This is a genomic window from Brevibacterium sp. 91QC2O2 (assembly GCF_024580695.1).
GTDB lineage: Bacteria > Actinomycetota > Actinomycetes > Actinomycetales > Brevibacteriaceae > Brevibacterium > Brevibacterium moorei.
The window spans coordinates 58,992-77,336 of the sequence record NZ_JANIJY010000007.1 but is presented as its reverse complement, the minus strand read 5'-3'; the positions used below and the strand labels follow the sequence as shown (position 1 = coordinate 77,336).

The following is an 18,345-nucleotide window of genomic DNA, read 5'->3' as shown; positions in this document are numbered from 1 at the left end:
ACCCTCTTAGTGTAGTCAGACCCACGGTTTTGGCCTAAGCCCCTGGATTGTGGCGTTGCTCAACGTGGCCTGTGGGCCGAATGTGGGTTCCTTCGGAAAGACCGGGCTTGCGCATTCGGTCGGACTTGCGCGCTTTGAGCGCCTTCTTCAACTCGAAGCCGTCGGCAGCTGCTTCCGCCCGGGTGATCCGCTCATCGCCGGCGAGCGCCAGGGCCTTCTTGGCGGCATTGTGCGCCGCCGGCGCTCCCAGGGTCTCGACCCCGGTCAGAGGCGCGTGCGGGTCCGCACCGCCGAACAGCAGCACCTGGCCGGCACCGGAGCCGAGGTCGCCCAGGACGATCGGCACGGCAGCGGTTTCCGCCGTGCCGCCCGGCTCCCCCACCGTGAAGAGCCGCAGTGGGCCCTGGAAGCTCCAATGCCAGCCGAGCTCGTGCCAGGCGGCCGCCGTGCTCGCGGGCTGCGCACGTTCTGCCAGGCGTGTGCCCAACCAGGCGCCCTGGCCGTTGGCCAGCGACTCCGAACCGTATGCGGGCTCCGGACCGTCGCTCAACCGGGCGATATCACCGATCGCATAGACCTCGCCGCCGGCCCCGGCCACGCGCAGCCGCCGGTCGACCAGCAGGTGGCCCTGAGGCGTGCGCTGCCATTCGTCGGGCAGACCAGGGGGCAGGGCGGGCACGGCCCCGGTGGCGACCAGCCACAGCGCGTGGGCGCCGGCCGCGGGGGCCGGATCGTGTGCGGCGAAGGCGACACCGGCGGCACTGTGCAGCTCGCGCAGGGCCAGGCGCATGGGGGTGCTCAGGCTCGTCACGGGCAGCTGCCCGCGCAGGTGGACAGTGGGGTGCGCACCGGCCTCGGCGGCGGCCCTGGCCATTTCCAGGGCCAGATAGCCCGAGCCGAGGACGCCGATATCGCGCACGGGCACCACGTGGCCCGGCCCCAGTCCGAGGGCTGCGCGGGCGGCGAGCGCGGAGTCCGCGTCGAAGATCCGCAGTGCCCGCACGCCGTCCAGTGCCGCCGGTACCGGGCGCGGGCGCATCCCGGTGGCCAGGACCAGGACGTCATAGGTCACGGTGGTGCCGTCGTCCAGGTGGATGGCGCCGGCCGCCGGTCTGTCCGGAGCCGCGCCTGGCAGGGCCGGTTCGGGCAGAGCCTCGTCGATCCGGGTCACCGTGCCGGTGCGTCGGCGCACGCGGGGCGCGCCGTCCTGCGTTCCGTCGGCCAAGCCCCCCGGCCGGTCAGCGGGCCACAGTCGGGCGGGCTCCGCCCCGGGGTCGAACAGGGATTTCGACAGGGGAGGGAGCTCCACGGGGTCCGCCCGTGAGTCGATGAGGGTCAGGTGTCCCGTCCGGGGGCCGGCCGCAGCCCAAGCGCGGGCCAGTGCGGTGCCTGCGGCACCCGCGCCCACCACCACCGTGTTCGGGGACGAATCGTTCTGCTCGGAGTTCGATTCCGGATCGACGCGTGCTGCCATACGGCCCACCCTAGCCGGTGGACTAGACTGCTTGGAATGAAGAAGCCTGTCTTCACGTTCACCGGCGGCAATGTCTCCAAACTGCTCGCCATCCCCAAATACGCGGGTTCCTTTCTGCTCTCGAAGTTCGTCCCGCGCAAGAGCGACCGTTGGGTGTTCGGCTCGGGCATCGGCGTGGGCGAGGGTGCCCTGGTCGTCGCCCGGCGCCTCAAGCGCGAGGACGCGCACGCGCAGATCAGCTGGCTGACCGCCGATGCCGACCAGGACCGCGCCGCTGCGGCAGAGGGCTTCGCCCCCGTGCGCCGGAAGTCGGCCGCCGGGTACTGGGCCACGCTGCGCGCCGGCCAGATCGTCATCACCCACGGCTTCGGCGACGCCAACCGCTACGGAGTCTTCGGCGGCTACGTCGTCCAACTGTGGCATGGCGTGCCCCTGAAACTGCTGCACCTGGACTCCCCCTCCGTGACCAGTCTGCCGGGCGCCGCGGGGCGCCTGGCCCACCTGCTGGGACCCGCGCAGAAGATCCTGGCCCAGATGTACTCCTATGGCGATCAGCAGATCTCCCTGTTCGTCGCCGGCGCCCCGGAGACCGCCAGGCGCCTGCGCTCGGCCTTCCGACTGGATCCCGGGAGGGTCCGCGTGCTGGGCGATCCGCGCGTGGACGAACTGGCCGCCCAGGCGGAGAGTCCGGCCAAAGCAGCCGCTGCCCGCGCGCGGATCCTCACGGTGCTGGGCCTGCCGGCGGAGACCTCGGGCCCGCTGGTGATCTACGCGCCCACCTGGCGCAACGGCGATGAGGACCCGGCGGTGCCCACCGATGCCGAGGTCGCCGAACTGCGCGCGGTGCTCGAGCGCATCGACGGGCATCTGGCGATCCGGCCGCACCGCCTGGGCTTCGGCCCCTATGAACGGGTCGCCTCCGGGCGCATCCACCTGTTGGGCTCGGACCTGATGCCCGAGGTGACCGGCGATCTGGGCGCCTTCGACGCGCTCATCACCGACTACTCCTCGATCGCGATCGACTACTCGGTGCTGGGCCGGCCGATCATCTGGTTCGCCCCCGACCTCGAGGTCTACGCCGCGACCCGCGGGCTCTACGAGCCCCTGGAGGACACGGTGGGCCCCGACGGCTCGGTGTTCCACACCTGGGGCACCACGCTGAACTATCTGGAACAGGCGCTCAGCTCCGGATCCACCGCCGGCCGGTTCGCCCACGCCGCCGCCGTGGACCTGTCCTATCGGTTCCACAGCTTCCCCAAGGGAGCCTCGGCGGCCCGGGTGCTGCGCCAGATCCGCCATGACCGGCTGCCGGAGTCACAGCTGGTGGAATCCGGCGGCGTGTTCTTCGAGAGCTTCTACGGCCGCCAGGTCTCGGACAATCCCCTGGCCATCGACGCCGAGGTGGCCCGCCGGTTCCCGGCCCTGCCCCGGTACTGGTCGGTCACCGACGAGGACGAACAGGTGCCCCAGGGGGCACAGGCCGTCCTGGTGGGCAGCCCCGAATGGTTCGCCGCCCGTCGGCGCTCACGCCTGCTGGTGGTCAACGACTGGCTGCGCTACGGCTTCCGGGCCCGCCGCGGCCAGCACGTGCTGCAGACCTGGCACGGCACGATGTTGAAGAAACTGGCGATCGCCAAGCCGGACGCCACCCTGCGTTCGAAATTCGCAGCCGCCAGGGAGTCGGGCCGCTGGGACCTGTTGTTGAGCCAGAACCCGCATTCGACCGCCGAATTCCGCCGCTGTTATGCCTACCGCGGTCCGATCCTGGAGACCGGTTATCCGCGCGACGACCGGTTGGTACACGCCCTGGACGAAACGGGCCGGCCCACCTGGCAGGCGCGCAGTGCTGCGGCCCGCGTGCTCGGCGCGGATCCGGAGACCCGCATCCTGGTCTACGTGCCGACCTGGCGTTACGAGGGGACCCGGCCGGTGGAGCTGCTGGATCCGCAGTGGCTGGCCGAACGCCTGGGCGCCGACTGGACGATCGTGGTGCGCGGGCACACCAGGGCCGCCGGCGGTGCCACCGCCCGTTCCACCCTGCGCGAGGTCGATTCCGAATCGGCCGAGCTCGAACCGGCCGGGCCGGCGCCGGCGGCCACCGTCGCCGAGGTCATCGACGCCTCCGCCCACCCGGATGTCGCAGATCTGTTCCTGGCCGCCGATCTGCTCATCACGGATTACTCCTCGGTCATGTTCGATGCGGCGATCACGGGCGTGCCAATGCTCTTCTTCGCCCCTGACAAGGACAGGTACGACGGGGAGCGCGGCTTCACCTTCGACTTCGACGCCGCAGCCCCCGGACCGGTTCTGACCGACCGGGAAGCACTCATCGGCCTGGTCGAGGCGCTGAGCGCCCAGGGATCCGATGCCGGCTGGGTGCGCGATTACGCCGAACGGGCCGCCGCCTGGCGGGAGCGCTTCATCGTCCACGACGACGGCCACGCGGCCGCCAGGGTGGTCGACGACCTGGTCGAGCGCGGCTGGCTGGGCTGAGCCGTTGGCCGGTCTGAACCGTTAGGGTGGGGGCATGTTACCCACCGTGATGTTCGTGTGCACCGGCAACACCTGCCGTTCCCCCGTGGCCGAGCGCCTGGCCGCCCTGCTCGATCCCGACACCCGCTTCGTCTCCACCGGAACCTATGCGATCTTCCCGTCGATCGATGCGGATATGGCGGCCCAGTTACGTCGCCTGGGCGGTGACGACACCGGTTTCAGCGGCACCCAGCTCAGCGCGGCCAATGCCGCCGCGGCCGATCTGATCGTGGCGCTGACCCGCGAACACCGGCGCTTCATCGTCGAGTCCCTGCCGGGTGCGGCCGAGCGCACCGTGATGCTCAAGCCCTATGCCAGGGCGGTCGCCGCAGGCCAGGCCACGGCCTGGAATCCACCGGCGGACCTCGCGGCCGGGGTCAACGGCGACTCCTCCGACGATGTGGCCGATCCCTACCGGCTGGGCTGGAACGAGGCGGAGCGCGCCGCGGATGAGATCCACGACGCGCTCCGGACGATCCTGCGCCTCTAGTCCGGCGCAACCGGGGTGGGACGGAAGCCGTCCCGCCCCGGCGACACCGACCGTAGGTCACTTCATGGCGTTGCCGGCCGAACCCAGTTGGCCGGCGGCCAGGGTGATGCGCGCGGCCATACCGGCCTCGCCCGCCTTGCCCCAGGCACGCGGGTCGTAGGCCTTCTTGTTCCCGACCTCGCCGTCGATCTTGAGCACGCCGTCGTAGTTCTTCAGGATGAAGTCGGCCACGGGACGCGTGAAGGCGTACTGGGTGTCGGTGTCGATGTTCATCTTCACCACACCGTAGGACACGGCCGCCGCGATCTCCTCGGCCGAGGAGCCGGAACCACCGTGGAACACCAGGTCGAAGGGCCGGTCCACACCGAACTTCGCACCCAGCTCGGCCTGGATGTCTTTCAGGATCTCCGGGCGCAGCTTGACGTGGCCGGGCTTATAGGACCCGTGCACATTGCCGAAGGTCAGGGCGGTCAGATAGCGGCCCTTCTCCCCCAGGCCCAGCTTCTCGATCGTCGCCAGACCGTCGGCGGCGGTGGTGTAGAGCTTCTCGTTGATCTCACCGGTCACGCCGTCCTCTTCGCCGCCCACGGCACCCACCTCGATCTCCAGGATCTGGTGGGCTGCATGGGTCAGTTCCAGCAGGTCGGCTGCGATGTCGAGGTTCTCCGGGACCTCGATCGCCGAGCCGTCCCACATGTGCGACTGGAACAGCGGGTCCTGGCCGCGGTCGACCCGCTCCTGGGAGATCGCGATGAGCGGCTTAACCCAGGTGTCGACCTTGTCCTTCTGGCAGTGGTCGGTGTGCAGCGCCACCTTCACGGGGTAGTTCTTGGCAACGGTCGCTGCATACTCGGCCAGGGCGACCGAACCGGTGATGCGGTCCTTGATGGTCGAGCCGGAGGCGTACTCCGCACCGCCGAAGGACAGCTGGAGGATGCCGTCGGATTCCGCCTCGGCGAAACCGCGCAGGGCTGCGGTGACCGTCTGCGAGGAGGTCACGTTGATGGCCGGGTAGGCGAAACCGCCCTCCTTGGCTCGATCGATCATTGCCGCGTATTCGTCGGGACTTGCGACGGGCATGGGTTCTCCTTAGTTCGGTGGGGCCGGATACTGCTCCCCATCTTTTCAAATGAGCCCCACCATGTCACGCCACCGGCCCCTGCGATCCGCTCAGCGGAGCCGATCGGCCGCCGCGTGAACCGCCCGCGAACCGGCGTGGGCGACCCGCCCCGGGGTGTGCGCGATCCGGGAGCCCGCAGCCCGCAGCCGGTCGCGCTTGCGCACGCGCACGACCTCGGACCCGTCCAGATCGAGCACCTGGCGCGAGGGCGAGGCCCCGGACAGCTTGCGCGCCACCAGCAGGACGGCCACGCCCAGGCAGATGAAGACCACGCCCAGCAGGGCCGGCGCGCGGTAGCCCAGACCCGCCGAGATCAGCACCCCGCCCAGGAAGGCGCCCAGGGCGTTGGACATGTTGAATGCCGAGTGGTTCAGCGCCGCCGACAGGCTGGGGGCGTCATAGGCGTCGCGGAACAGCCGGGCCTGCAGCGAGGTGGCGAACAGATTGCCGCCGGCGGCCAGCAGGAACAGCCCGGGCAGCACCACGACGGCGTGGCCCATGAACAGTCCCAGACACACCAGCACGAGGGCCAGGCCACCGAGCGCCCAGAAGGCCGCCCGGTCGATCGACTTGTCGATCAGGGGGCCCGCCACGAAGGCACCACAGGTCATGCCGACGCCGTAGAGCGCCAGGACCCAGGGCAGGACGGCAGGCGGCAGGCCCGCGACATCGGTCACAATGGGCGAGACGTAGGTGTAGACGGCGAACTGTCCCATGTTCCCGATCGAGCCGGCCACCAGGGCCAGCCAGACGGCGGGCCGTTTCAGGGTCGCGAACTCGCGGCGCACCCCTGCCGGGGTGTAGGCGATGTGTTCGGGCAGGCAGGCCTTGAGCGCCACCAGGGTGAACACTGCGACCACGACGACCAGTCCGTAGGCCGCCCGCCAGCCCAGGTTCGCCCCCAGCCAGGCCGCGATCGGCACGCCCACGATGTTCGCCACGGTCATGCCCATCCCCACCCGGGCCATCGCCCGGCCGCGCCGTTGCGGTTCGACCAGCGAGGCAGCGACGACCGCGGCAGGGCCCAGGTAGCCGCCGTGGGGCAGCCCGGAAAGGAAGCGGGCACCCAACAGCACCTCCATGTTCGGCGCCAGCAGTGCCACCACATTGCCCGCGGCGAACAGGCCGATGAGCGCCAACAACAGCGGTTTGCGCGGCAGCCGGGTGGTCAGCGAGGCCAGTAGAGGTGCGCCCACCACAACGCCAAGGGCGTATGCGGTGACGGCACGGCCCGCCTGCGGGATGCTCGCGCCCAGATCGTCGGCCAGCAGGGGCAGCACGCCCATGGTGGCGAATTCGGTGGTGCCGATGCCGAAGCCACCCAGGGCCAGGGCGGTCAGCGCCAGCACCAGGCGGCGGTCGGTGGAAGTGGAAATGGCCAAAGCGCTCCTTCTGGGCCGGTGGCGGTCGGGATCCGAGATCTGTGATGACTGTGCGGATGACTGTGCACTCCGGGCAACACGGATAGACCCTGGGAACGCGCCGGGGCGCACTCGTGGCAGGGTCTGCAGCATTGCGGGAGGTGGTCCGATTGGACCGATGAATCAATTCTCCACCCCGCCGGGGCGGTCTGTGAAGGGGTTTCCGGTGGTTTTCGAGCCTGCTTCCCTGTGCAATCGGGCACACGGTCTGCGCGCCGATCCCCACGAGTGCGCATGGGTTGTCGAGAGGGCCCAGAATAAGACCATGACAGACACCGACTCGACCGGCGCCGACTTCCTCATCATCGGCGAGGCCGTCATCGACATCGTCCGCCCGGCCCACCATCCCGACGGCTCCCACGATGTGGAACACGTGGGCGGTTCCCCGGCCAATGTCGCCCTGGGCCTGGCCCGGCTGGGCCACCGGGTCCGCTTGGCCACCGCGCTGGGCGCGGTTGCGGGGACCGGCCCCGATCGGCACGCCCGCCGGATCGCCGAAAGGCTGGAGGCATCCGGAGTGAACATCGACGCGGGATCCCATCGGCTGGCGCGCACGCCCACCGCGCTGGCCACCCTGGACGAGGCGGGATCCGCACAGTACCGCTTCGACCTGGCCTGGGAGTTCGACCCCGCCGCCCACCCAGCGCCCACCGGCCACGTCCACACGGGTTCCATCGCGACCTTCCTGGAGCCCGGCGCCACCGCCCTGGTGGACTACCTGCGCGGGCTGCGCACAGGATCCGACGGGATTGCCGCCGCCCACGGCACGCACCCCAGCATCAGCTTCGATCCGAACATCCGGCCCACCCTGGTGGGATCGCGGGAGGAGGCCAGGGCCCGGACCGAGGAGATCTGCGCGCTGGCCGATGTCGTCAAGGCCAGCGATGAGGACCTGGCCTTCCTCTACCCCGGGGTGCCACTGACACGGGTCATGCGCGACTGGGCCGGGCTGGGCCCGGCCCTGGTGGTCATCACCCGTGGCGGTGCCGGGGCCCTAGCCTGCACCGGCGGTCGGGTCGTCGAACTGCCCGCCTCCCCCACCGCGGTCGTCGACACGGTCGGCGCGGGCGATTCCTTCATGGCGGGATTGCTCTCGGGCCTGGCCGATGCAGGCGCCCTGGGTCCGTGGGGCCCCGAGCGCACGCGGCGCCGGCTCGATCCGGCCGACTGCCTGCCGGCCCTGCAGCGGGCGCTGGCCGCGGCCTCGGTCACGGTCGGGCGCGCCGGCGCCGATCTGCCCCTGCGGTGCGAATTAGGGGCCTGAAGCTCCCGTTGCCTTCGAGAGCATAAGCGGCTTAGACTCGGAGATGTCTAAACTGAACGAACGATCGAGGAAGTTCCATGGATAATCTCCTGAACAAGGAAGAACTCGAATTCGCAGAGCACATGCGCGAGTTCTATCGCACCGAAATCCCAGAGGACATCCGGTACCGCCAGGCCATCGGCAGCGAAGAGGGCACCCACGACGATGTGGTCGCCACGCAGCGGATCCTCAACAAGCACGGATACGCCGTGCCCAACTGGTCCGTCGCCTCCGGCGGTCAGGACTGGACCCCGGTCCAGCGCCACATCTGGCTCAACGAGATGCAGCTGGCCTGCGTGCCCCAGCCCCTGGCCTTCAACGCCTCCATGGTCGGCCCGGTCATCGACACCTTCGGCTCGCAGGAGATCAAGGACCGTTTCCTGCCAGCGACGGCGAACATCGACATCTGGTGGTCGCAGGGCTTCTCGGAGCCCAATGCGGGTTCCGACCTGGCCTCGCTGAAGACCTCGGCTGTCAAGCAGGGCGATAAGTACATCGTCAACGGCCAGAAGACCTGGACCACGCTGGGCCAGTACGGCGACTGGATCTTCACCCTGGTCCGCACCGACCCGAACGTCAAGAAGCAGGCCGGCATCTCCTTCCTGCTCATCGACATGAAGTCCCCGGGCCTGACCGTGCGCCCGATCCAGCTGATCGACGGCGGCCACGAGGTCAACGAGGTCTTCTTCGACAATGTCGAGGTACCCGTCGAGAACCTGGTGGGCGAGGAGAACAAGGGCTGGACCTACGCCAAGTTCCTGCTGGGCAATGAGCGCACCGGCATCGCCCGGGTGGGCGAGTCCCAGGTCAAGCTGGCCCGCGCCAAGGCCTATGCCGCCGCCACCAAGACCGCCAAGGGCTCCCTGCTGAACGACCCGGCCTTCTCCGCGCGCATCACCACAATCGAAGCCGAACTCAAGGCCCTCGAGTTCACACAGCTGCGCATCCTGTCGACCCAGGTCGCCGGGGCCGACAAGCCCGACCCCCGGTCCTCGATTCTGAAGCTGCGCGGTTCGCGCCTGCAGCAGGACATCACGGAACTGCTCACCGACATCGTCGGCCCGCAGGGACTCGACTTCGTCGACTCCCGCGAGGTCCGCACCAAGTTCACGACCCTGCCCCACGGCGCGGCCGATGCGCTCAAGACGTACTTCAACTACCGCAAGGTGTCGATCTACGGCGGCTCGTCCGAGGTACAGCTCGGCATCATCTCGAAGGCCCTGCTGGGCCTGTGACGGCCCGACGTTAAGAGGAGGAACACATTTCATGGATCTTGAACTCACCGACATCCAGCAGGAACTGGGCGCGACCGTTGCCCGCCTGCTCAAGGACAAGTACGACGCGTCCGCCCGTGAGGCCATCCTGGCCAGCGAGCTGGGCTACAGCGAGGAGATCTGGCAGCAGTTCGCCGAACTGGGCCTGACCTCGCTGACCATCCCCGAGGAATTCGGCGGAGCCGGCATGGGCTTCGGCGAGGTCGCCGTGGTGATGGAGGAATTCGGCAAGGCGCTCGTGCTCGAGCCCTACGTCCCCACCGTCATCCTGGGCGCCGGCCTGGTCGAGGCGCTGGGCACCGACGCCCAGAAGGAGGAGATCCTCCCCGCCGTGGCCGAGGGCGCGAAGAAGCTGGCGTTCGCCGGCTATGAGCCGCTGGCCCGCTACGAGCTGGCCAGCCCGTCCACCACCTTCGCCGACGGTGTGCTCAACGGCGAGAAGGTATCGGTGTGGGGCGGCGACGCAGCCGACACCTTCATCGTCTCGGCGAACAACGACGGGGTGCTGTCCCTGTTCCTCGTCGATGCCGCTGCTGCGGGCGTCACCGTGGACCCGCGCCGCCAGGCCGACGGCCTGGGCAGCGCAGCGGTGCTCTTCGAGAACGCCCCTGCCACCCCGCTGGGCGCGGGCGACCCGAGCGCCGCACTGGAGTACGTCATCGACACCGCCAATGCGGCGCTGGCCGCCGAAGCGGTGGGTGCGATGGAGTCCGCATTGGCCATGACCGCGGACTATCTGAAGACCCGCGAGCAGTTCGGCGTGGCGATCGGCACCTTCCAGTCGCTGCAGTTCCGCGCCTCGGAGTGCTACGCCCTGCTCGAGGACGCCAGGTCGATGGCCCTGTACGCGAAGCTGGCGATCGTCCAGGACCCCGATGGCACCTCCAAGGAACGCCACCGCGATGTGCTGGCGGCCAAGCTCGTCATCGACAGCTCCTCGCGCCACATCATGCAGGAGTCGATCCAGCTACACGGCGGCATCGGCATGACGATGGAGTACCCGATCGGACACTACGCCAAGCGCCTGACCGTCATCCCGCGCACCTTCGACGAGCAGGGCACGGTCAACCAGGAGCTGGCCGATCTGGGCGGCCTGGTGGAGCCGGCAGCAGCCGATCTGTAACATCCGCTGCGCCGTACCCCGGCCGCACACCTCACTGGGGCCGATGAATCACGCTGATTCCTCGGCCCCAGTGGCGTATCGGCACACGGACGCATCCACCACACCCGGCAAAGGAGAATCGAGAACCATGAGCACCAAGAATCAACGCTTCATCCTGGCGGCCCGCCCGCAGGGCCTGCCCGGCCGCGAACACCTCCACTTGGAGGAGACCGAGGTCCCGGTCCCCCGCGATGGCCAGGCCCTGCTGCGCACCTTGTACCTGAGCCTGGACCCGTATATGCGCGGACGCATGTCCGACGCCCGGTCGTATGCCAAACCGGTTGAGATCGGCCAGACGATGGTCGGCGCCACCGTCGCCGAGGTCGTCGAATCCCGATCCACCGCGGTCAGGGCCGGCGACATCGTGCTGGCCTACGGCGGCTGGCAGACCTTCTCCGTACAGCCCGCAGACACGCTGCGCGTCCTCGATGCCTCCGTGGCACCTGTGACCACGGCACTGGGCGTACTGGGCATGCCCGGTTTCACCGCCTACTCCGGCCTGCTGGCCATCGGCCGCCCGCAGCCCGGTGAGACCGTGGCGGTGGCCGCCGCCACCGGCCCGGTGGGCCTGACGGTGGGCCAGATCGCCCGTCTCAAGGGCGCCAGGGCGATCGGCATCGCCGGTGGGCCCAAGAAGACCGCGCTGTTGGAACAGGTCGGCTTCGATGCGGCCCTGGACCACCGGGAACCCGATCTGCGGGGACGGCTCAAGGCCGCCGCGCCCCAGGGCATCGACGTGTACTTCGAGAACGTCGCCGGCCCCGTCTGGTGGGATGCTGTGCTGCCGCGTTTGAACACCTTTGCGCGCGTTCCCGTGTGCGGCCTGGCAGCACAGTACAACGGCGTGGACCACCCCACCCCGGCCGGCACCGGGGAACGGCTGATGAACGCGGTCCTCACGCGCAGTCTGACCCTCCGCGGGTTCATCCAGAGTGAGTTCGTCGAATCGATGGAGGCGGACTTCCTGCGCGAGATGACCGAGTGGGTGGCAAGCGGCCGGGTGAAGTACCACGAGGACATCACGGACGGCTTCGAGCACACCCCCGAAGTCTTCGCTGGGATGCTGCAGGGCAAGAACTTCGGCAAGACGATCATCCACGTCGCCGACTGACCCCCTTCGGCAGTGGCTCCACACTGGCACCTGTGGCTCGATAACTCACGACTTATCGAGCCACAGGCCCCTTTGTGGAGCCACCGGCAAGGCGCGGGCACTTACCCGAGGGCGCCCGACTCGCGAGGCCCCCGATGGGGTTGCTGCGGGGTCAGTTCACCCGCTGGCCGAATTCGTGCCTGCGGATCCAGGCGTGCATCGCGATCGCGGCCGCCGCTGCCGCATTCATCGACCGGGTCGACCCGTACTGCTCGATCGACAGCACGGCCCGGCATGCCGCATGGGCCTCGGGGGTCAGCCCCGGACCCTCCTGCCCGAACAGCAGCACGCACCGCTCGGGCAGCTCATAGGTCTCCAGCTGCTGGGAGTCGGGGAAATTGTCGATCCCGATCAGGGCCAGCCCGTTCTCCTCACACCAGGCGGCGAACTCCTCGACGCTGCCATGGTGGTGCACGTGTTGGTACCGATCGGTCACCATCGCCCCGCGCCGGTTCCAACGGCGCCTGCCCACGATGTGCACAGCCGCCGCGTTGAAGGCGTTGGCGGTGCGCACCACGGATCCGATGTTCAGATCGTGCTGCCAGTTCTCGACGGCCACGTGGAAGCCGTGGCGCCGCGTGTCCAGGTCCGCGATGATCGCGTCCATCGTCCAGTAACGGTAGCCGTCGAGCACATTGCGGCGGTCGCCCGTGCGCAGCAGTTCCGGATCGTAGCGCTCGTCGTCGGGCCAGGGGCCCTCCCAGGGGCCGAGGCCGACCTCCGGTGTCGTGCCCCCGGGCACCTCTGGGGTCGGAGCCGTCGTGGCGGGGGCCCCGGGCCCCGGAACCGGGGTCGCCCCGGCGTCCGCGCTCACTTGGCCTCGGGCTCCTCGGCAGCGGCGTCCGCTGCGTCATCGGCCGCGGACTCCTTGGCCGCCGCACCCGTGCGGTCCTTGGCGGTGGCCGTGAGCTTCTTGCTCTTGCGGGCCCTGGCCAGCTTGCCGGACCGGCCGGTGCCTGCCAGCAGATTCTTCTCATAGGCCGCCGAGGCCATGGCGCGCAGCACCAGCCCCACCACGACCGCGATGACCAGGGACACCAGGCCGACCCACCAGTCGGTCTGACCGCTGAGGTACAGCTTGGGAATGGCCACGGGCGCTGTCAGCGGGATGTAGCCCAGCACCTTCAGAACCAGTGAGTTCGCTGCGAAGAACATCGGCAGGAACGCACCCACCACGACCAGTACACCCGTGACCAGGTAGAACACCTTCGTGGAGCGGCGGCCCGACAGGCTGCCGGCCCACAGATACAGCGAGGGGAACACCAGGGCGGCGGCCAGGTAGACGGTCAGTCCCCAACCAAGGCCCGGCAGCATCTTGACCACCGGCTGGCTATAACCCAGGATCGACATGCCCAACAGCAGGATGACATAGGCCAGCAGGATGTAGATGAGGGCCGGGGTGAGTGCCCCGGTGACCCGGCCGCGCGCGATCGAGCGCACGGGCACTGCGGCGGCCATCACCTCGGAGATCCGACTGCGCTTCTCCAGCCGCAGAGTCTGGTAAACCGCCTGGCCCAGGCTCAGGAAGGCGATGATCGTCAGCGCCACCAGGCCCCACAGCACCGGAGTGGCCAGCTTCTGCGATACGGCCGGGGCGTTGAGCAGGGTGACACTGGGCTTGGGCGAGAGCTTGTCGATGATGTCGGAGGGCTCCTGGTCCAGGGCGATGAACGAGGAGGTCCCCGTCGTCTGGTCCTGGATATAGGCGGCGTCGGCCTTGCCCTCGCGCACAGCGTCCTGAGCGGCCTGGACCGATTCGACGTCGAGCACCTTCATGCCGAGCTGCTGCTCGGCCATCTGCTCCTGGCCCTTGACGCCCATCATCGCCAGCGTCTTCTCCGACGCATCGCCACCACCGGATGACGCCTTCGCCTGGTTGAAGCCGACGATCAGGGCCGCCAGCACGCCCAGCGCGATGACGAGCACCGCGACGATGAACAGTGGGCTCTTGGCCACCGCCTGGGTGTCCCTGTTGCCCACCAGCCAGGCGGCCTGACTCGGTTTGAGTTCGCGGAACTCGCTGACCAGACCGGTCGCGGGTTCGTCACCGGTGAGCACCAGATCGGCCAGCTCCTCCGGTACCTCTTCGCCGGGGAAGGTCTGCAGGGGCGCATCGCCCACGGCAGCTCCCAGGTCCTCGGGATCGTTCGCTCCGGCGCCGGGCGCCTTATCGTCTTTTTCACTCACTCAGATCAGCTCCCCGAACATCTCGTCCATTCCCGGTCGGTGGGGACCGAAGGCGCGTAGCCCCGGCAACCCGGCGACCGCCTCGCTCGCCTGTTCTGCGGTCTGCGCCGCGAACTGGATCGTGGCGCCGATCGCGGCGACCTCGGTGATCCCCCGCGCACCCTCCAAACGGGTCACGGCCCGTTCCGCCTGTCGCTCGGCGCTCAATTCCACCCGGTACCCGGCCTGCTCGGCCTGCAGCTCGGCCAGCGTGCCCGCGGCCACCACCTTGCCGGCCGACAGCACCACCAGATCGTCCGCGACCCGGCCGGCGCCGGCGGCGTCGCTCGTGGTGAAGATGACGGGCACGCCCGAGGCCGCATGATCGCGCAGCAGGGAGAACACCAGGTCCAGGCTCTCCTCGTCGAGCCCGGAGAAGGGCTCGTCGAGCACCACCACGTCCGGATCGGCGGCCAGCGCGCCGGCCACATCGACGCGTGCGGCCTCGGCCCCGGTCAGCTGGTGCAACGGGGCGTAGGCGCGGTCGGACAGTTCGAGGCGCGAGAGCAGGGCGATCGCATTGTGTTCGGCCGCACCCAGGGTCATCCCGTGCAGGCGGGCGAAGAACACGATCTGGTCGAGCACCTTCATATCCGGATAGCCGCCGCGCTCGCCGGGCAGATAACCGAAGTTCTGCCGATCGCCGTAGCCCAGTTCCGTGCCCTCGAGGCTGATCGTGCCCTCGAAGTCGAGCAGGCCCATGATCGCGCGGGCCAGTTCCGTCCGTCCCGAACCGCGCCGCACGAGAACCCCGGTGATGCGGCCGGGGGCCGCCTGCAGGGAGACGTCGTCGAGCCAGGTCTTCCGGCCGGATTTCACCGTGATACCAGATAGTTCAAGCAAAGCCGTTCCTTCGTTGGTGTTGTTGGGCCCGCCCCGGACTCAGTCCAGTCCGAGGTCCGCGGTCGTCAGCGCCGACAGGTAGGGAATCCTCTGGGCCTCGACGCGTTCCTTGGCGCCGGTGTTGCGGTCCATGACCACGACCACCGCGACGACCTGCGCGCCCGCCTCCTGCAGGGCCTCGACCGCGGTGAGCACCGAACCTCCGGTCGTCGAGGTGTCCTCCACCGCGATGACCTTGCGGCCGGCCACATCCGGTCCTTCGACCCGACGCCCCATGCCGTGCTTCTTGGCCTCCTTGCGGACCACGAAGGCGTCCAGTGGGGTACCGCGGACCACCGAGCGGTGCATCACCGCGGTGCCCACCGGATCGGCGCCCATGGTCAGACCGCCCACGGCGTCGACCCGATCGAGTAGGTCGTTCTCCGCCAGCACGTCGAGCACGATGTCGCCGACCAGCGGGGCCGAACGGTGGTCCAGCGTGACCCGCCGCAGGTCCAGATAGTAATCGGCCTCCCGTCCCGAGGACAGGGTGACCTTCCCGCGGACAACCGCGAGTTCGTCGATGAGGGCGAGGAGTTGAGAGCGCGTATCCGCCGCGTGGTTCTGTGCCATGGTGCCCATTCTATTTGGATGGGGATCCCCGTGTGCGCAGGCGGGACTCAGACTCGCCGCCCGGACCGAGTCCGGAAGAGTCCCCTGAACAGTGTTCATGACCTAAGTTGACGCAGTCCTGAACGGTGTTCAATAGTGTGGGCATGACACTCACACGACAAGCGCACACACCATCGGCCCCGGGCGATTCCCCGGACCTCGAGGCCATCGCCACCCGCGCCATTCAGGGCTCCCCCGCCACTGCCGACGAGGCCCTGGACATTCTGGGACTACCCGATTCCGCCCTACTCGACGCAGTCCACGCGGCCGGGCGCGTCCGCCGGGCCTTCTTCGCCAACCTGGTCAAGGTCAACTATCTGGTCAACCTCAAGTCCGGCCTGTGCCCGGAGGACTGCGGCTACTGCTCCCAGCGCCTGAACTCCGGTGCCGGGGTTCTCAAGTACTCATGGCTGAAGCCCACGGAGGCAGCCAGGCAGGCGGGCTTCGGGCTGGCCGGAGGGGCCAGCCGGGTCTGCCTGGTCGCCTCGGGGCGCGGGCCGACGGATCGCGACGTCAACCGGGTCGCCGATATGGTCGGTGTGATCAAGGAGGAGAATCCCTCGGTCGAGGTCTGCGCCTGCCTGGGACTACTCAAGGACGGACAGGCCGAACGCCTTGCCGCAGCGGGGGTCGACGCCTACAACCACAACCTCAATACAGCGCGCTCGCACTACCCCGACATCTGCTCCACACATTCATACGATGACAGGGTGGACACCGTGGACCGCGCCAGGGACGCCGGGCTCTCTCCGTGTTCGGGCCTGATCGTGGGCATGGGCGAAACCGATGAACAGCTCGTCGAGGCGATTACGGCACTGCGCGCGATCGAATCCGATTCGATCCCGGTGAACTTCCTCATCCCCTTCGACGGCACACCCCTGGCCGGAACGAACGAGCTCGATCCCCGCCGCAGCCTGTTGATCCTGGCGGTTGTGCGCCTCATGTGCCCTGATCGGGAACTGCGGATCGCCGGCGGCCGTGAGCTCCACCTGCGCAGCCTGCAGCCGCTGAGCCTGCACGTGGCGAACTCCCTGTTCCTGGGCGATTACCTGACCAGCGAGGGCCAGGACGCGCAGGCCGACCTCGACATGATCGTCGACGGTGGATTCGAGGTCGTGGGCCAGACCGATACCCCGGGCCTGCGCGCCGAACTGGCGGCGCACCGGGCAGCCCACGCGGCCGCGACCGAACCCGGTGAGGCCGCACAAGGACCGGCCCGACCCGCGGACGAAACCGGAAACACGCACTCCCCGATGCCGTGCGGCAGGCCGGTGCCCAACGGCCCAGGGGCGACCCGTGCAACCGGGGACGGACGCGTATTGATTCCTGCGATCCGCACCCGTGGCGCCGGGACCGAGGCGCCACCCAATTCCTGAGGCGCCGTCCCGTTCCCGGCGTCGACGCCCCGAGCAGCGAAAAGACCGATGAATGAAAAGCGACCCCGGGGAGCGCAATGCTCAACCCGGGGTCGCAATCGGCACTCCCCTCGAGTACCTTGGACGCATCCCCACACGTCCATGGTCCATTCGATCCCCACCAAATGAACCGGTATAACCATAACCCGAACAGTCGTCCGATGACAAGTGGCCAAAAGGTAATTTAATTCGTTCAATAACCTTTTGACCTGGAAAAACATCGTATGTGAGCGCTCAGCACCCGAGTCGAACCAGAATACTCAAGAAACTCACATTCTGTTCCGAGTCGAATCCCATAGGCGATTCACCTGAATGTCATCGCCGCCATACATTCCCGTCATCCGCGGCCGCATCCGAGGGCCACTGCCCGGCCGGCCCCGCGCCCCATCCCGGACGGTCCGACCGCCAGTAGACTGGATGGATGCGAATAGCGACGTGGAATGTGAACTCCGTCAGGGCCAGAGCCGAACGGATCGGGGCCTTCCTCGACCGTTCCGAGGTCGACGTTCTGGCGATCCAGGAACTCAAGTGCAAGGACGAGCAGTTCCCCGAAGAGGTCTTCACCTCCCGCGGCTACCAAGTGGCCTTCCACGGGCTCAACCAGTGGAACGGCGTGGCCGTGGCCTCCCGGGTGGGTTTGGAGGACCCGCAGATCGGGTTCGCCGATATGCCGGGCTTCGGCCCGGAGGGCTGGGGGCCCGATGCCCCTGCGGAGGCGCGGGCGATCTCCGCCGTCTGCGACGGAGTACGCGTGTATTCCCTCTACGTACCCAACGGCCGGGAACTGACCCACCCGCACTACGCCTACAAACTCGACTGGCTGGCCCGACTCCGCGATGTCTGTGCCACCACCCTGCGGACCGATCCCACCGCACAGTTCTGCCTGGTCGGCGATTTCAATGTCGCGCCCTTGGACATGGATGTCTGGGACATGGCCGAATTCGACGGCGCCACCCACGTCTCCGAACCCGAACGCCGGGCCTTCCAAGAACTGCTGGACACCGGCCTGCGCGAGGTCACCCGTCCCTTCACGCCCGGTCCCGGCGTCTATACCTTCTGGGACTACAAGGGCCTGAGTTTCCCCAAGAAGAAGGGGATGCGCATCGACTTCGAGCTGGCCAGCCCCGCCCTGGCCGAACGTGCCACCGCCGCGCTGATCGACCGCGACGAGCGCAAGGGCAAAGGCGCCTCGGACCATGCGCCCGTCATCGTCGACTACGCGGACTGATCCGGCGGGCCCGTCCGCCCAGAATGCACGGGACACACACGTCCGGACACACGGCG

The 18,345-nt window shown here is 68.7% G+C and carries 15 protein-coding genes; 8 read left to right on the top strand and 7 right to left on the bottom strand.

All coding sequences use genetic code 11. The features are described from left to right. Positions 1-34 precede the first annotated feature (34 nt). Positions 35-1,474, bottom strand: a complete 1,440-nt coding sequence (locus tag NQ036_RS07350; protein WP_257058013.1) for an FAD-dependent oxidoreductase — start codon at positions 1,472-1,474, stop codon at positions 35-37. Between the two features lie 36 nt (positions 1,475-1,510). On the opposite strand from NQ036_RS07350, the gene NQ036_RS07345 reads away from it, so the two are divergent. Next, positions 1,511-3,967, top strand: coding sequence for a CDP-glycerol glycerophosphotransferase family protein (locus NQ036_RS07345; protein ID WP_257058011.1), 2,457 nt, complete (start codon positions 1,511-1,513; stop codon positions 3,965-3,967). A 34-nt stretch (positions 3,968-4,001) separates the two neighbouring features. After that, on the top strand, positions 4,002-4,496 hold the full coding sequence (locus tag NQ036_RS07340) for a low molecular weight phosphatase family protein (protein ID WP_257047850.1): 495 nt from the start codon (positions 4,002-4,004) through the stop codon (positions 4,494-4,496). 57 nt (positions 4,497-4,553) lie between these two features. On the opposite strand, the gene fbaA is transcribed toward NQ036_RS07340, so the two are convergent. Further along, a complete protein-coding gene (fbaA, locus tag NQ036_RS07335; RefSeq protein WP_257058009.1) occupies positions 4,554-5,576 on the bottom strand; it encodes a class II fructose-bisphosphate aldolase in 1,023 nt (340 codons plus the stop codon). Between the two features lie 90 nt (positions 5,577-5,666). Further along, the gene (locus tag NQ036_RS07330) at positions 5,667-6,998 is read right to left on the bottom strand and encodes an MFS transporter (protein WP_257058008.1); all 1,332 of its coding nucleotides are present in this window, start codon (positions 6,996-6,998) and stop codon (positions 5,667-5,669) included. 304 nt (positions 6,999-7,302) lie between these two features. On the opposite strand from NQ036_RS07330, the gene NQ036_RS07325 reads away from it, so the two are divergent. The 4 genes from NQ036_RS07325 (at position 7,303) to NQ036_RS07310 (ending at position 11,887) form a co-directional block, all read left to right on the top strand. Further along, positions 7,303-8,301: a carbohydrate kinase gene (locus tag NQ036_RS07325; protein WP_257047843.1), complete on the top strand. Its 999-nt coding sequence runs from the start codon at positions 7,303-7,305 to the stop codon at positions 8,299-8,301. A gap of 77 nt (positions 8,302-8,378) precedes the next feature. Then, positions 8,379-9,575, top strand: coding sequence for an acyl-CoA dehydrogenase family protein (locus tag NQ036_RS07320; RefSeq protein WP_257047842.1), 1,197 nt, complete (start codon positions 8,379-8,381; stop codon positions 9,573-9,575). 31 nt (positions 9,576-9,606) lie between these two features. Continuing rightward, the gene (locus NQ036_RS07315) at positions 9,607-10,737 is read left to right on the top strand and encodes an acyl-CoA dehydrogenase family protein (RefSeq protein WP_257058005.1); all 1,131 of its coding nucleotides are present in this window, start codon (positions 9,607-9,609) and stop codon (positions 10,735-10,737) included. 127 nt (positions 10,738-10,864) lie between these two features. Then, the gene (locus NQ036_RS07310; protein WP_257047838.1) at positions 10,865-11,887 is read left to right on the top strand and encodes an NADP-dependent oxidoreductase; all 1,023 of its coding nucleotides are present in this window, start codon (positions 10,865-10,867) and stop codon (positions 11,885-11,887) included. 151 nt (positions 11,888-12,038) lie between these two features. Here NQ036_RS07310 and NQ036_RS07305 read toward each other — a convergent pair whose 3' ends face one another. From NQ036_RS07305 to pyrE, 4 genes are all read right to left on the bottom strand, one after another. After that, positions 12,039-12,668, bottom strand: coding sequence for a TrmH family RNA methyltransferase (locus NQ036_RS07305; RefSeq protein ID WP_257058101.1), 630 nt, complete (start codon positions 12,666-12,668; stop codon positions 12,039-12,041). A 68-nt stretch (positions 12,669-12,736) separates the two neighbouring features. Then, complete coding sequence (locus NQ036_RS07300) at positions 12,737-14,113, bottom strand: ABC transporter permease (RefSeq protein ID WP_257047837.1); 1,377 nt, start codon at positions 14,111-14,113, stop codon at positions 12,737-12,739. Further along, positions 14,114-14,995 carry an ABC transporter ATP-binding protein gene (locus NQ036_RS07295; protein ID WP_257047836.1) on the bottom strand — a complete coding sequence of 294 codons (882 nt, stop codon included), beginning with the start codon at positions 14,993-14,995 and terminating at the stop codon, positions 14,114-14,116. It lies immediately after the preceding gene. A gap of 39 nt (positions 14,996-15,034) precedes the next feature. Further along, positions 15,035-15,607, bottom strand: coding sequence for an orotate phosphoribosyltransferase (gene pyrE, locus NQ036_RS07290; RefSeq protein ID WP_257058003.1), 573 nt, complete (start codon positions 15,605-15,607; stop codon positions 15,035-15,037). A gap of 143 nt (positions 15,608-15,750) precedes the next feature. Between pyrE and bioB the strand changes: the two genes are divergently transcribed. Both bioB and NQ036_RS07280 read left to right on the top strand, forming a co-directional pair. Continuing rightward, positions 15,751-17,022, top strand: a complete 1,272-nt coding sequence (gene bioB, locus NQ036_RS07285) for a biotin synthase BioB (protein ID WP_257057998.1) — start codon at positions 15,751-15,753, stop codon at positions 17,020-17,022. A gap of 460 nt (positions 17,023-17,482) precedes the next feature. Next, a complete protein-coding gene (locus NQ036_RS07280; protein WP_257047833.1) occupies positions 17,483-18,289 on the top strand; it encodes an exodeoxyribonuclease III in 807 nt (268 codons plus the stop codon). Positions 18,290-18,345 lie beyond the last annotated feature (56 nt).

Coding starts and splice junctions, on each gene's coding strand:
- NQ036_RS07350 (WP_257058013.1), bottom strand. CDS start 1,474: ATGGCAGCACGCGTCGATCCGGAATCGAACTCCGAGCAGAACGATTCG.
- NQ036_RS07345 (WP_257058011.1), top strand. CDS start 1,511: ATGAAGAAGCCTGTCTTCACGTTCACCGGCGGCAATGTCTCCAAACTG.
- NQ036_RS07340 (WP_257047850.1), top strand. CDS start 4,002: ATGTTACCCACCGTGATGTTCGTGTGCACCGGCAACACCTGCCGTTCC.
- fbaA (WP_257058009.1), bottom strand. CDS start 5,576: ATGCCCGTCGCAAGTCCCGACGAATACGCGGCAATGATCGATCGAGCC.
- NQ036_RS07325 (WP_257047843.1), top strand. CDS start 7,303: ATGACAGACACCGACTCGACCGGCGCCGACTTCCTCATCATCGGCGAG.
- NQ036_RS07320 (WP_257047842.1), top strand. CDS start 8,379: ATGGATAATCTCCTGAACAAGGAAGAACTCGAATTCGCAGAGCACATG.
- NQ036_RS07315 (WP_257058005.1), top strand. CDS start 9,607: ATGGATCTTGAACTCACCGACATCCAGCAGGAACTGGGCGCGACCGTT.
- NQ036_RS07310 (WP_257047838.1), top strand. CDS start 10,865: ATGAGCACCAAGAATCAACGCTTCATCCTGGCGGCCCGCCCGCAGGGC.
- pyrE (WP_257058003.1), bottom strand. CDS start 15,607: ATGGCACAGAACCACGCGGCGGATACGCGCTCTCAACTCCTCGCCCTC.
- bioB (WP_257057998.1), top strand. CDS start 15,751: ATGACACTCACACGACAAGCGCACACACCATCGGCCCCGGGCGATTCC.
- NQ036_RS07280 (WP_257047833.1), top strand. CDS start 17,483: ATGCGAATAGCGACGTGGAATGTGAACTCCGTCAGGGCCAGAGCCGAA.